Genomic DNA, 13,046 nt, shown 5'->3' with positions numbered 1-13,046 from the left:
ATGGGCGCGGGCCATGCCCACCGGCTCTACCGGGCCGGTGACTCGCCGGTCCACCGGCTGCCCCCGCACTGCAAGCTGGCCGCCGTCTTCTGCTTCGTCGTCGTGGTGGTCTCCACCCCGCGCGAGGCGATGTGGGCCTTCGCGCTGTACGGCGTGCTGCTCGCGGCGGTCGCGGGGGTGGCCCGGATCCCCGCAGGGGTCCTGCTGCGGCGGCTGCTGATCGAGGTCCCGTTCGTGGCGTTCGCCGTGCTGATGCCGTTCGTCGTGCCCGGTGAGCGGATCGCCGTGGCCGGTGCGCAGCTCAGCGTCCCCGGGCTCTGGGGCGCCTGGAACGTACTGGCCAAGGGCACCCTCGGGGTCGCCGCCTCCGTCCTCCTCGCCTCCACCACCGAGCTGCGCGCGCTGCTGCTCGGCCTCCAGCGGCTGCGGCTGCCTCCGCTGCTGGTCCAGATCGCGTCGTTCATGATCCGCTACGGCGATGTGATCACCGACGAGCTGCGCCGCATGTCCATCGCCCGCCGCTCGCGCGGCTTCGAGGCGCGCGGCCCACGGCACTGGGGCGTCCTGGGCAAGTCGGCGGGCGCGCTCTTCATCCGGTCGTACGAACGGGGTGAGCGTGTGCATCTGGCGATGGTGAGCCGGGGGTACGCGGGCGCCATGCCGGTCATCGACGAGGTGACCGCCTCCCGCGCGCAGTGGACGTACGCCGCCGCCCTCCCGCTGTCGGCGCTCGTGGTGTGTCTGCTTGGCTGGACCCTGTGACCGATCTCCTGGACCCCGCGGCCGATCCCGTTCTCCCTCCGGCCTCCCTCGATGTGCGGGGGCTCGCCTACGCCTACCCGGACGGCCACCAGGCCCTCTTCGGTGTCGACCTGACCGTCCCGCGCGGCGAGCGGGTCGCGCTGCTCGGCCCCAACGGTGCGGGCAAGACCACACTCGTCCTGCACCTCAACGGCATCCTGACGGCCGGCGCCGGGACGGTCGCGGTCGCCGGACTGCCGGTCGCCCGGCGCGATCTGGCGGAGATCCGGCGCCGGGTCGGCATCGTCTTCCAGGACCCGGACGACCAGCTGTTCATGCCGACCGTACGGGAGGACGTGGCCTTCGGCCCGGCCGCCGCCGGGCTGCGCGGACCCGAGCTGGAGGCGCGGGTCGTGGCCGCGCTGGAGCTGGTCGGGATGGCGGGGTACGCGGACCGGCCGCCGCACCACCTCTCCTTCGGGCAGCGGCGCCGGGTCGCGGTGGCGACCGTACTGGCGATGGAGCCCGAGATCCTCGTACTCGACGAGCCCTCGTCCAATCTGGACCCGGCGTCCCGGCGCGAACTCGCCTATATCCTGAGGTCGTTGGACATCACCGTGCTGATGGTGACGCACGATCTGCCCTACGCACTCGAACTCTGCCCGCGTGCGGTGATCCTGAGCGACGGGGTCATCGTGGCGGACGGCCCGACCGGTCAACTGCTGCGAGACGAGGCGCTGATGGCCGCGCACCGGCTGGAGCTGCCGTTCGGATTCGACCCGGGGGCGGTGTCGGCGCCGGGGGCGGGGGCGGCGGTGGCGGTGGTACGGCCGACCGAGGCGACGTGACCGGCCATGCGACCGGCCGAGGCGCCTCGGCCGGGACGGGGCCGGTCGAGGCATGGCCGGCCGGGACGGGGCCGGCTGCGCGTCCGGCACCGATACGCGTCCGGCACCGATACGCGTCCGGCTACCGGGTCCAGTCGACCGGGGTCACGTCCCGCTTGAGCGTACGGTCGCTGAAGAGCGTGCTCCCGAGGGGCACCCAGTCGGTTCCGACGGTGATCGCTCCGTGGGCGGTCGCCGGGGTGTGGATGCCGTCCCCGAGCAGCACGGCGTCATAGCCGGACAGCAGCTCCTGGACCGTGCCGGGGCCGAGGTTCTCCGGTGCGGCGACCCCGGCGACGCCGTTGTGGTTGGTGTGGGCGGCCCCGAGCAGCCGGCCGCCCGCGGTGTAGAACTGGACCAGCACACCCCGGATGGGCTGTCCGGTGACGGCGTCGACGACGAGCGCGCCGAGGTTCTCCAGCTGCAACTGCGTGACGTTCAACGTGCCTTGCGTGGCAGCGATGTTGACCGGCCGGAGGCTGGGGCACTCCACCCCGCTGCACGGCGGGGCCGGCGAGGTGGCCGCTGACGCGACGGCGCCGCCGCCCATGCCCAGCGACGCCAGAGCCGCCGCTACCACCGTGACGGTTTTACGGCCTGCTGTGATGGTTTTGCGACCTGTCGTGACGGTTTTACGACCCGAAGAAGCCATGTCCACTCCCCGATTTCCCCACTGACACTGCCCGCGCGTGCGGCACGCGACGAATGCCGCCCTCTTCCGGGCGACGTCAAGGAGCGTAGGGTCACCCGTCCGGCCCTACCGTGAACGGGCCGCGAGTTAGCGCGATCTGATGAACTGTCAGTAGGTCGGATGACGAACGCGTTCGAGAGCGCCCGCCCCGGTCGCGCGCGAGGCGCCCCCCGTCCGTGATGGGCGACGGGGGGCGCCCCCGGAGCCGCGTACGGCTGGGGCGACGGAGGGCGCCCCCGGAGCCACGCACTGCTGACGATGCGTCAGCAGTACTGTGCCTGCTTGCCGATGGACCGGTACATGCAATCCGCGTTCTCCAGCAGCTGGAGCACCGCGTCGCGGTTCCTGCTGGTCTCGCGGGTGATCACCTCGTCGGGCGGGTAGAAGCCGCCGCCCGAACTCGTCCTCGGGTACATCTCGAAGGTGTACGCGAAGATCTTGTGCGAGCCCCACAGCCAGTCGTCGATCGAGCCGTCCGTGACATAGAGGTCGCTGGACTGCTCGGCCGTGTAGCCGTTGCTGGCGGCCATCTTCCCGCCGACCGAGGCGAAGGCGTTGCGGTCGTCGGCGGTCATCCCGGTGGTGGTGTCGGCCGTGGTGTAGCCGAACGGCCAGAGGACCAGCTCGCTGTAGGTGTGGAAGTCGATCGCGGCCTTGATCTGCTGCGTACCGCCGATGACCCGGCTGCGCACGAAGTCCGCCACGACCTTCACCTCGGGCGCGGACTCGGCGGCCGGGCCCCGGTAGGTGTCCGAGGAGGGGCTGGTGGAGGAGCCGTTGCAACAGCCCCAGCGGTAGGCCCAGTTGCGGTTGAGGTCCGTACCGATCGCGCTGGAACCGGAGTTGGGCTGGCGGTTCTTGCGCCAGCTGCGGTAGGCGCCGGTGGCGATGTCGTACTCGCCGCCGTCCGGGTTGAGGTCCGGGATGATCCAGATCTCGCGGTTGTCGACGAGGTTCGTGACGCGTGAGTCGGTGCCGTAGGAGGAGGTCAGCTCCTTGAGCAGGTACAGCGCCATCTCGACGGTGAGGTGCTCGCGCGCGTGCTGGTGGTGGGTGAAGAGGACCTCGGGCTCGGCCTCGTCGGTGGCGGCGTTGTCGCTGATCTTCAGGGCGACGATGTCGCGGCCCTGGTACGAGGTGCCGATGACCCGCCGGCTCACGATGCCGGGGTTGGCCGCGATGACGGAGTCGATCTCGCTCGTCATCTCCGCGTAGTTGTGGTATTTCGAGTCGGCCGACGGGAAGTCGAACGGTGTGATGTCCACACCGTTGACCGTACGGTCCGGAACGGCGCCCAGCGGTGTGGGGGCGTAGCCGAGCGCGGTCAACTTCTTGACCTGCGCGGGGTCGGCGGAGACGACGACGCTCTCGCTGTCCGCCTCGTCGACCGTCACGCCCGTCCTGGCGAGCGCGGTGCGCGTCGCGGAGGTGGAGCGCAGATGGATCTCGTACTGCCTGATGTTCTCGTCCTGGGCCCGTTCCTGCTCGGCGTCCTCGGCGGACGCGGCCCGGGACGGGGAGAGGGAGTCGGCGTTGGTGGCGGTGGCGGTGAGGCCCAGGGCCAGCACCAGCAGGGCGGCCAGGGTTCCTGTCCGTCTGCGGCTGGTGATCCTGCCGCCGCTCGCGCGTGTTCGGAGTCGCATGAAGCCTCCAGGGGTGGGGAGTTGGGGTCATCCTGGCGTTATGACATGGCCAGGTCAAGCACCTCCCCGGTGGACGGCCGGAACCATGACGGGCGGCGCGCTCACCGGCGGTCCGGGCCTGTGCCGCGCCCCGCATGCTGCACCATGGGAGGGGCCGCCCTGCCGGTGCGGCACGGGACGAGGAGCGGGGGTACGGGCGTGGACGTCCAGGGCACGGTGGAGGCGGGCTTCGAGCCGGTGCGGGACGCCTTCGTACGCAACTTCGAGCGCCTCGGGGAACAGGGCGCGGCGGTGGCCGTGTACCGGGACGGCCGCAAGGTCGTCGACCTGTGGGCGGGCACCCGGGACGTCGACGCGGGCACCTCGGCGGCCGCCGCCGGGGCCGCCGCGCCCTGGGCGCTGGACACCGCGCAGGTCGTACGGTCGGCGACGAAGGGCATCGCCGCCGCCGTACCGCTGCTGCTGCACCAGCGCGGGCAGATCGACCTGGACGCGCCGGTCGGCACGTACTGGCCGGAGTTCAAGGCCGCGGGCAAGGAACGCGTGCTCGTACGGCACCTGCTGGCGCATCGCGCCGGGCTGCCCGTGCTCGACCGGCCGCTCACCCCCGCCGAGGCCGTCGACGGCGAGTCGGGCGCGCGGGCGCTGGCCGCCCAGCGGCCCGCGTGGGAGCCGGGCACCGACCACGGCTATCACGTGCACACCTACAGCTGGCTCGTCGCCGAACTGGTCAAGCGGGTCACGGGCCGGACCATCGGCCGCTGGGTCGCCGAGGAGATCGCCCGGCCGCTCGGCCTCGACTTCTGGATCGGACTGCCCGCCGAGGAGGCGCACCGGGTCGGCCGGATCGGCCCGCTCCCCGAACCGCCCACGGTGGGAGGCGAGTTGCGGATGCGGCCCAAGCGCTCCGTCTCCCAGGCGTACCAGGACCCGGAGTCGCTCACCCGCCGGGCCTTCGGCACGATCGACCCGCCGCCCGACGAGAACGCCCCGGCCTACCGCGCCGCCGAACTCCCCGCCTCCGCCGGCATCTCGACCGCCCGCGCGCTGGCCCGCTGCTACGCGGCGATGATCGGACCGGTCGACGGCCACCGGCTCTTCGCCCCGGCCACGCTCACCCTCGCCCGTACGGAGGAGTCCGCGGGCCCGGACCGCGTCCTGGTCGTCGCCACCCGTTTCGGCCTCGGCTTCATGCTCCACGGCCCGGCCGCCCCGCTCCTCGCCCCCGGCTCCTTCGGCCACCCGGGCCGGGGCGGCTCGCTGGGCTTCGCCGACCCCGAATCGGGCATCGCCCTCGGGTACGTCACCAACGGCATGCGCAAGGGCGTCACGGCCGACCCCCGCGCCCAGGCGCTGGTACGCGCGGTACGGAGCACGGTGACCCCGGAAGGCGCCTAGCGCGGCGGACCCTGGCGCGCGGACGTACGTACCGCCGGCACGTCATCCGACCGGCGTCGGTCGCATCACCGGCGCCGGGCTCACCCCGCGCCCAGCACCGCCGCCACGACCGGGCCCGCCGCGTCGCCGCCGTGGCCGCCGGCCTGGACGACCGCGGCGGCGGCCAGGTCGTCGCGGTAGCCGGCGAACCAGCTGTTGGACGTCTCCTGCCCGTCGACCTCCGCCGAGCCGGTCTTCGCGCCCTTGTCGCCGCCGAGCCCGGACATCGCGGTCGCGGCCGTGCCGCTGGTCGCGGTGATCCGCATCATCCGGCGCAGTTGCTGGGCCACCGCGGGCGAGAGCGTGCGCGCGGCGGTGGCGGTCTGCCGGTTGTCGAGGGTGGGCGCCACGAGGACCGGCTGCTTGAACGCGCCGTCCTTGACGGTGGCCGTGATGGACGCCATGTTGAGGACGTTCATCTGGACCGTACCCTGCCCGATGTACTGCGCCGCCGCCTCGCCGCCGGCCGTCGCGGGCACACTGCCGTCGAAGGTCGGGACGCCGGTCTTCCAGTTGTCGAGGCCGATGCCGAAGACCTCCGCCGCCTCCTTGCCGAGCGCGGAGTCGTCGCCGACATCGTCGATCAGCTTGATGAAAGCGGTGTTGCAGGAGCGCGCGAAGCTCGTCGAGAACGGCTGGTCGTCCAGCGAGAACCCGTTGAGGTTGGTGAAGCCGCGGCCCATGTACGACGCGTCCTTCGGGCACTCGGCGGCCTTGTCCGCGCCGATGAGCCCCTTCTCCAGCAGCAGCGCCGCCGTCACGATCTTCATCGTGGAGCCGGGCGCCTGCTTGCCGAGCATCGCCGCGTTGAAGCCGTCCGCGCGGTTGTTGGCGATGGCCAGGATCTCACCCGTACTCGGTTTGACGGCCGCGACCGACGCCTCGCTGAAGGTCTTCACCGAACGCTCGGCGGCCCCCTGCACAGTGGCGTCCAGCGTGGTCGTCAGCTTCCCCGGAATGCCCTCGGCGAGCTGGACCAGCGTCTGATCAGCGGGTTGGTCGGCCGCGCCGGCCGCCGACTCGTCGGCCTTCAGCGCCAGCTCGATGCCCGGGGAACCGCCCGCGTCCTTGCCGTACTTCTCGCGCAGCTCGTTCAGGATCGGCCCGAGCGACGGGTACTTCTCGGCGGTCAGCTCCACGCCGTTGCGGTCGACGGCGTCGATCTGCGGCGCCGACGCCTCGCCGGTGACCAGGCGGGTGGCCGTCGTCAGCTTCGGGTAGAGCACCGAGGGCGTCCAGGCGACGACCGGCCGCCCGGTGGTCTGCCCGCGGACGACGGTCAGCTCGGAGCCGTACTCCCAGGGCGCGGACTTTCCCTCGAACGTGACGGTCGCGCTGACGGTGAACGGCACCCTCGTCCCGACCGCCACCCCCGGAGTGATCACAGGGGAGGTGACCCGGGCCTCCTCGCGGAAGCTGTTGATGTACGAGGCGGCGGCGGTCGCGTCGGTGGTCAACTGCCCGACGGCGGACGCGTCCTTCCCGCTCGCCCACTGGGTGAGGAACTCCTTCGCGGCGCCGTCGACCTCCTCGGCGGTCAGCGGTCCGGTCCTGACCTCGGCGGAGGTGTTGGGGGCACCGGGGCCGACGAGACCGGTGTACGCGCCGTATCCCACTCCGCCCGCGACCACGAGAAACACTCCGCCTATGACGGCGGTTTTCGCTCCACTGCGCATGAGTGCAGTTCCCCTCCCCAGGGCCTCCGTGACCACCCTGACGATCCGGAAACACGGTCAGTCATGGCCTGCCGCACTCTACGGGACCCATGTGTCCGGCGGGCCGGGAGTTACCGGACTGCGACACGCGCCACTTCCGGCCCGCCCCACGCCCTCACACCCACGTATCCAGCCACATCCGCGACCGCCACGAGTCCAGCGGGATCGGGGTGCCGGTGTACAGCGGCCAGAAGTAGATGAAGTTCCAGATGATCAGCAGCACCAGTACCCCCGCCGCGACCGCGCCCACCGTACGGCGGCGCTCGTCGGAGCCGGGCGGGCCCAGGATCGCGCCGACCATCATCGACACGGCCAGACAGAGGTACGGGACGAAGACGACCGCGTAGAAGAGGAAGATCGTCCGGTGCTGGTACAGGAACCACGGCCCCCAGCCCGCCGCCACCGCGCACGCGATGGCGCCCGCACGCCAGTCACGGCGGAAGAACCAGCGCCACAGCACGTAACAGAGCGCGAACGCGCCCGTCCACCACAGCAGCGGGGTGCCGATCGCCAGCACCTCGCGCGCGCACTTGCCGACCGTGTCCGCCGGGCAGCCGTCCGTACCGGCCGCCGGGTCCTCGTAGAAGTACGAGACCGGGCGGCCCAGGACGATCCAGCTCCACGGGTTCGACTGGTACGTGTGGCCCGAGGTCAGATTCAGATGGAACTGGTAGACCTCGTACTCGTAGTGCCACAGACTGCGCACCCAGTCCGGCAGCCAGGTCCAGCTGCCGCCCTGCCCCGCCGTCGCCGCCCAGTTCCGGAAGTACCCCCGGTCGGTGACGATCCAGCCGGTCCACGAGGCGACGTACGTGACGATCGCGACCGGGACCGTCGAGACGAAGGCCGGCAGGACATCCCGCTTCAGCACCACCCGGTACGGCGCCACCGCCCCCGCCGTCCGGCGCGCGCCCACATCCCAGAGCACCGCCATGAGCGCGAAGGCGGCCAGGATGTACAGCCCGTTCCACTTCGTCCCGAAGGCCAGCCCCAGCGTCACCCCGGCCGCCAGCCGCCAGGGCCGCCACCCCAGCCGCAGCCGGTCCGCGACCAGGGCGTCCGGGCGCAGCACCCCCTCCGCGTCCACCGGCAGCGCCGCCGCCAGTCTCCGGCGCGCCCAGTCGCGGTCGGCCAGCAGACAGCCGAACGAGGCCAGCACGAAGAACGACAGCACCATGTCCAGCAGCGCCGTCCGGCTCATCACGAAGTGCAGCCCGTCCACCGCGAGCAGCGCGCCCGCCAGACACCCCAGGAAGGTCGAGCGGAACAGCCTGCGCCCGATCCGGCACAGCATCAGCACCGACAGCGTGCCGAGCAGCGCCACCATGAAACGCCAGCCGAACGGGTCGAATCCGAAGAGCTGCTCCCCGAGCCCGATGACCCACTTGCCGACCGGTGGGTGCACCACATAGCCGGGATCGGACGGGATCGGCACCGCCGACGGATCCTTCAGGATCGCCTTGTCGATGTCCTTGGGCCAGCTGCCCTCGTACCCCTGATTGATGAGCGCCCAGGCGTCCTTCGCGTAATATGTCTCGTCGAATATCACCGCCCGCGGGCTGCCCAGATGCCAGAACCGCAGCACCCCGGCGACCAGCGCCACCAGCAGCGGCCCGCCCCACGCGGATCGGCGCACGATCCGGTCGGCCGTCGTGGGCGGCACGCCGAGGACGTCCCACAGCCGTCCCGAGGGCCGGGTGTACGGCGGCACCAGCCGCTCGCGGAGGCCGATCACCGGCCGCGGGCGGTACCCGAATCGGCGCAGCCGCTGAGGCCATGCGGGCGGCTTGTCCCCGGCGTCGTGCCCCTGGAGGGCTTCTGGCGCAGTACTCGTCACCGCGCCATCGTAGGGAACACCGCTGTGCGGGGGACGCGCCCCTCGCGAGCGGAGTTCCCTGCGAGGATGGCCGGTGTGATGGAAACGCACGGAACGCAGACAGCGCGCACGGCGCAAGGAACACCCCCGGCACAGGGCACGACCGGCACGCTCGTCCTCGCCGGAACACCCATCGGCGATGTCACGGACGCGCCACCGCGGCTCTCCGTCGAGCTGGAGACCGCCGATGTGATCGCCGCCGAGGACACCCGACGGCTGCGCCGGCTCACACAGGCGCTCGGGGTACGCACCAGGGGCCGGGTCGTCTCGTACTTCGAGGGCAACGAGAGCGCCAGGACCCCCGAGCTGGTCGAGGCGCTGACCGGCGGGTCGCGGGTGCTGCTCGTCACCGACGCGGGCATGCCGTCCGTCTCCGACCCGGGCTACCGGCTGGTGGCGGCGGCCGTCGAACGGGACATCAAGGTCACCGCCGTACCGGGGCCGTCCGCCGTGCTGACCGCGCTGGCGCTCTCCGGGCTGCCCGTGGACCGCTTCTGCTTCGAGGGCTTCCTGCCGCGCAAGGCGGGCGAGCGGCTCGGCCGGCTGCGCGAGGTCGCGGCCGAACGGCGCACCCTCGTCTACTTCGAGGCCCCGCACCGGCTGGACGACACCCTCGCCGCGATGGCCGAGGTCTTCGGCGCCGACCGCAGGGCCGCCGTCTGCCGCGAGCTGACCAAGACATACGAAGAGGTGAAGCGCGGCGGCCTGGCCGACCTGGCGCGCTGGGCCGCCGAGGGCGTACGCGGTGAGATCACCGTGGTCGTCGAGGGCGCCCCGGAACCGGACCCCGGCGAGCTGGACGCGACGGAGCTGGTGGCACGGGTACGGGCGCGCGAGGAGGCGGGCGAGCGACGCAAGGAGGCCATCGTGGCGGTCGCCGCCGAGGCGGGCGTCCCGAAGCGAGAGGTGTTCGACGCGGTCGTCGCCGCGAAGAACGCGGCGCGGACGGCACCGGGCGCTTCGGCCGCGGCCGGCCGGTCCGATGGCAAAGGACTATCTTGAAATGTAAAGCGCAGACCGCGCGGCGGGTCTTATGAAGGCCTTCAGGGCATGAAAAGGCCAAGACCGATCCATTAATCGACAGGGCTGATGCGCTCCCGCCGGCAGAGGCGTCCACTGGGGCAGTGGAGAGGAGCTGGCATGAGTGAGATCACGGGCACGGCAGTCGCCCACGAGGCATATGCCTTTTGCTGCATGAGGTGCGGGCACGGCTGGGAGCAGTCCTACGACATAGAGCACTACGTCGATGGGGTCGGCCGGAATCATGTGGTGTACAAGGCGGACGGGGAGCGGGTTCCCTCGCCGCTGTCCAGCCCGACCTGTGTGAACTGCGAGGGTCATGTCGTACGCATCATGCGGTCCGGCCAGGTGTCGTCGGTACGGGCGCTGATGGCGGAGCAGCACCACCCGGCGAAGACGGCCAAGGCCGCGAAGCCCGCCAGGGCGGGCAAGAAGAAGACCGTCACCGGAGCGATACCCGGCGGGGACGCGGACGGTACGGGGGAGCCGGCCGGGCATCACCACTGGCACCTCTCGGACCTGCTGCACCCCTTCCAGCACCATCACCGCGGCTGAGCCCGCCCGTGAGGCCGGGGGCGCGGGGCTCGTAGGATCGCGTCCATGAGTGCGAAGCAAGCTCCGCCGCCGTTGCCCGAGCCCCTCCGGGTGGCGGTGGCGGACGCGCATACCCACCTGGACATGCAGGACGGCACGGTCGCCGAGGCCCTGGAGAAGGCGGCCTCGGTCGGGGTGACGACGGTGGTCCAGGTGGGGTGCGACCTCAAGGGGTCGCGCTGGGCCGCCGAGACGGCCGCAACGTACGAGAACGTCCACGCGGCGGTCGCCCTGCACCCCAACGAGGCGCCCCGGATCGTCCACGGCGACCCGGACGGCTGGTCCCGTCAGGGCGCCAGGAACGGCGGCGGCGACCCGGCGCTGGACGACGCGCTCGCCGAGATCGACCGGCTGGCCGCGCTGGAGCAGGTGCTGGCCGTCGGGGAGACCGGGCTCGACCACTTCAGGACCGGGCCCGAGGGCATGGCCGCCCAGGAACGTTCCTTCCGCGCGCACATCGAGATCGCCAAACGCCACGGTAAGGCGCTGGTCATCCACGACCGCGAGGCGCACGCCGACGTACTGCGCGTACTCGCCGAGGAAGGCGCGCCGGAACGCACGATTTTCCACTGTTATTCGGGCGACGCGGAAATGGCCGAAGTATGTGCGGCGGCCGGTTATTACATGTCGTTCGCGGGAAATGTGACATTCAAAAACGCTCAATTGCTGCGTGACGCGCTCACTGTAGCGCCATTGGAACTCGTCCTTGTCGAGACGGACGCCCCATTCCTTACTCCCGACCCTTTCCGCGGGCGGCCCAATGCGCCGTACCTCATTCCGGTCACGCTGCGTGCGATGGCCGAGGTGCGGGGGATCGGCGAGGACGCCATGGCGGAGGCGATTTCGATCAACACGGCACGCGCGTTCGGCTACTGACGCCGCACGGGGGATTCGGCCACGCTGGGTAGCCGTCCGGCTTGGGAGAGTGACCCGGGCTCCGCTAGTCTCCCCGGGCCCGCCCCGTCGCCGGGGCGGACCGGACCGGATCCCGTGGAGCGTCATCGTCATGAGCAATGCGCAGGGCAGCCACCGCGCCGCACGCGGCGGCGGACGGCACGGTGCGAGGGGCGGCGCCGGTGGTACGAAGGTGGTGGCGCCGCGCCGGGCGGAGCCGCCCCCGGCCGCACCGGGCGCACCAGCAGCCCCGGCCGCACCGCCTGTCCCGGTGGCCCCCGCCCCCGACCCCGCCGCCCCGGCCCGGGACGCGTCGCGCCGGCGCCGTAAAGCCTCCGCCGCGCCGCCCGAGAGCCCCCGGCGGCTGATCCCGCAGGCGCTGGTCCTGGCCGTGCTGGCGGGCGGCACCTCCGCGTTCGTGGTCCACGACAAGGCCGTCCGCCTCGACATCGACGGCGTACCGCGCACCATGCACACCTTCGCGGGCGACGTCGAGGAGCTGCTCGCGCACGAAGGCGTCACGGTCGGCGCCCACGATCTGGTCGCCCCGGCGCCCGGCGCGGCGCTCGCCAACGGCGACGAGGTCACCGTCCGCCACGGGCGCCCCGTCCTCCTCACCCTCGACGGCGAACGCCGCCGCCTCTGGACGACGGAGCGCACGGTCGACGGCGCGCTGGAGCAGCTCGGGGTGCGCGCCGAGGGCGCGTTCCTCTCGGCCCCGCGCGCCACCGCGATCCCACGCGCCGGGCTGGCCCTGGACGTACGGACCGAGCGCGCCGTCACCTTCATGGCGGACGGCCGCGAGCGCACCGTCCGCACCAACGCGGCGACCGTCCGCGAGGCCCTGGCCGAGAGCGGGATCACCCTGCGCGGCGCGGACACCACCTCCGTACCGCCGGACAGCTTCCCGCGCGACGGCCAGACCGTCACCGTCATGCGGATCACGGAGAGCGAGGAGGTACGGGAGGAGCCCATCCCGTACGACACGGTCAGGACCCCCGACGCGGCCCTCCTCACCGGCACCGAGATCGTCGACCGGCCCGGCGTCCAGGGCGCGCGCCGGCTCACGTACGCCCTGCGCACCGTCAACGGCGTCCGCCAGAAACCCCGCCGGATCGCCGAGGAGAGGCTGCGCGCGCCCGTCACCCAGCGCGTCAGATTCGGTACGAGGACGGCGCCGGCCTCCGTGGCGGGCGCGGACGGCCTCGACTGGAGCGCGCTCGCCGCCTGCGAGTCGGGCGGCCGCCCCACGGCCGTGGACCCGTCGGGGAACTACGGCGGCCTCTACCAGTTCGACACCGGCACCTGGCGTTCCCTCGGCGGCGCGGGCCGCCCGCAGGACGCCCCGGCCGGGGAGCAGACGTACCGCGCGAAGAAGCTCTACGTACAGCGGGGGGCGAGCCCCTGGCCGCACTGCGGCCGTAGGCTGACCGGGTGAGCACCACTGACCCCGACGTCCCCGACGCACCAGGACCCGCCCCCGAGGCCGTGTCCGCCGAGCCCGTATCCGCCGAGCCCGAGGCGGCGCCCTCCGGCGCCTCCGACACC

11 protein-coding genes are annotated in these 13,046 nt (G+C 72.3%); 7 read left to right on the top strand and 4 right to left on the bottom strand.

The features are described from left to right. Both cbiQ and ACIP8W_RS15995 read left to right on the top strand, forming a co-directional pair. Window positions 1-762, top strand: a complete 762-nt coding sequence (gene cbiQ / locus ACIP8W_RS16000; protein WP_401951212.1) for a cobalt ECF transporter T component CbiQ — start codon at window positions 1-3, stop codon at window positions 760-762. Further along, complete coding sequence (locus ACIP8W_RS15995; RefSeq protein ID WP_402203387.1) at window positions 759-1,589, top strand: energy-coupling factor ABC transporter ATP-binding protein; 831 nt, start codon at window positions 759-761, stop codon at window positions 1,587-1,589. Before cbiQ ends, ACIP8W_RS15995 begins: the two co-directional genes overlap by 4 nt. 121 nt (window positions 1,590-1,710) lie before the next feature. On the opposite strand, the gene ACIP8W_RS15990 is transcribed toward ACIP8W_RS15995, so the two are convergent. Both ACIP8W_RS15990 and ACIP8W_RS15985 read right to left on the bottom strand, forming a co-directional pair. Further along, window positions 1,711-2,280, bottom strand: a complete 570-nt coding sequence (locus ACIP8W_RS15990; RefSeq protein WP_401951218.1) for a hypothetical protein — start codon at window positions 2,278-2,280, stop codon at window positions 1,711-1,713. 302 nt (window positions 2,281-2,582) lie between these two features. Further along, window positions 2,583-3,962, bottom strand: a complete 1,380-nt coding sequence (locus ACIP8W_RS15985; protein WP_401951221.1) for a M14 family metallopeptidase — start codon at window positions 3,960-3,962, stop codon at window positions 2,583-2,585. Window positions 3,963-4,160: 198 nt separating this feature from the next. Between ACIP8W_RS15985 and ACIP8W_RS15980 the strand changes: the two genes are divergently transcribed. Then, window positions 4,161-5,360 (top strand): serine hydrolase domain-containing protein, encoded by a 1,200-nt coding sequence (locus ACIP8W_RS15980; protein WP_402203385.1) that lies wholly within the window; start codon window positions 4,161-4,163, stop codon window positions 5,358-5,360. Between the two features lie 80 nt (window positions 5,361-5,440). On the opposite strand, the gene ACIP8W_RS15975 is transcribed toward ACIP8W_RS15980, so the two are convergent. Together ACIP8W_RS15975 and ACIP8W_RS15970 are read right to left on the bottom strand one after the other, a co-directional pair. Continuing rightward, complete coding sequence (locus tag ACIP8W_RS15975) at window positions 5,441-7,075, bottom strand: penicillin-binding transpeptidase domain-containing protein (RefSeq protein WP_402203383.1); 1,635 nt, start codon at window positions 7,073-7,075, stop codon at window positions 5,441-5,443. 154 nt (window positions 7,076-7,229) lie between these two features. Further along, window positions 7,230-8,951, bottom strand: a complete 1,722-nt coding sequence (locus tag ACIP8W_RS15970; protein WP_401951230.1) for a dolichyl-phosphate-mannose--protein mannosyltransferase — start codon at window positions 8,949-8,951, stop codon at window positions 7,230-7,232. Window positions 8,952-9,029: 78 nt separating this feature from the next. Between ACIP8W_RS15970 and rsmI the strand changes: the two genes are divergently transcribed. From rsmI to ACIP8W_RS15950, 4 genes are all read left to right on the top strand, one after another. Beyond that, a complete protein-coding gene (gene rsmI, locus ACIP8W_RS15965; protein WP_401951233.1) occupies window positions 9,030-9,992 on the top strand; it encodes a 16S rRNA (cytidine(1402)-2'-O)-methyltransferase in 963 nt (320 codons plus the stop codon). A gap of 138 nt (window positions 9,993-10,130) precedes the next feature. Then, window positions 10,131-10,565 carry a hypothetical protein gene (locus ACIP8W_RS15960; protein WP_401951235.1) on the top strand — a complete coding sequence of 145 codons (435 nt, stop codon included), beginning with the start codon at window positions 10,131-10,133 and terminating at the stop codon, window positions 10,563-10,565. A 45-nt stretch (window positions 10,566-10,610) separates the two neighbouring features. Further along, the gene (locus ACIP8W_RS15955; RefSeq protein ID WP_401951238.1) at window positions 10,611-11,480 is read left to right on the top strand and encodes a TatD family hydrolase; all 870 of its coding nucleotides are present in this window, start codon (window positions 10,611-10,613) and stop codon (window positions 11,478-11,480) included. Between the two features lie 130 nt (window positions 11,481-11,610). Beyond that, window positions 11,611-12,936, top strand: coding sequence for a ubiquitin-like domain-containing protein (locus ACIP8W_RS15950; RefSeq protein WP_402203380.1), 1,326 nt, complete (start codon window positions 11,611-11,613; stop codon window positions 12,934-12,936). The last annotated feature ends 110 nt before the right edge of the window (window positions 12,937-13,046 follow it).

Origin of the sequence: Streptomyces sp. NPDC088554 (assembly GCF_044752945.1) — a bacterium.
Lineage (GTDB): Bacteria > Actinomycetota > Actinomycetes > Streptomycetales > Streptomycetaceae > Streptomyces.
This window is presented reverse-complemented; position numbering and strand designations above follow the sequence as displayed.

Excerpts from the sequence above, each read along its gene's own strand:
- ACIP8W_RS15955 (WP_401951238.1), top strand. The coding sequence starts at position 10,611 with ATGAGTGCGAAGCAAGCTCCGCCGCCGTTGCCCGAGCCCCTCCGGGTG.
- rsmI (WP_401951233.1), top strand. The coding sequence starts at position 9,030 with ATGGAAACGCACGGAACGCAGACAGCGCGCACGGCGCAAGGAACACCC.
- ACIP8W_RS15950 (WP_402203380.1), top strand. The coding sequence starts at position 11,611 with ATGAGCAATGCGCAGGGCAGCCACCGCGCCGCACGCGGCGGCGGACGG.
- ACIP8W_RS15985 (WP_401951221.1), bottom strand. The coding sequence starts at position 3,962 with ATGCGACTCCGAACACGCGCGAGCGGCGGCAGGATCACCAGCCGCAGA.
- ACIP8W_RS15990 (WP_401951218.1), bottom strand. The coding sequence starts at position 2,280 with ATGGCTTCTTCGGGTCGTAAAACCGTCACGACAGGTCGCAAAACCATC.
- cbiQ (WP_401951212.1), top strand. The coding sequence starts at position 1 with ATGGGCGCGGGCCATGCCCACCGGCTCTACCGGGCCGGTGACTCGCCG.
- ACIP8W_RS15960 (WP_401951235.1), top strand. The coding sequence starts at position 10,131 with ATGAGTGAGATCACGGGCACGGCAGTCGCCCACGAGGCATATGCCTTT.
- ACIP8W_RS15975 (WP_402203383.1), bottom strand. The coding sequence starts at position 7,075 with ATGCGCAGTGGAGCGAAAACCGCCGTCATAGGCGGAGTGTTTCTCGTG.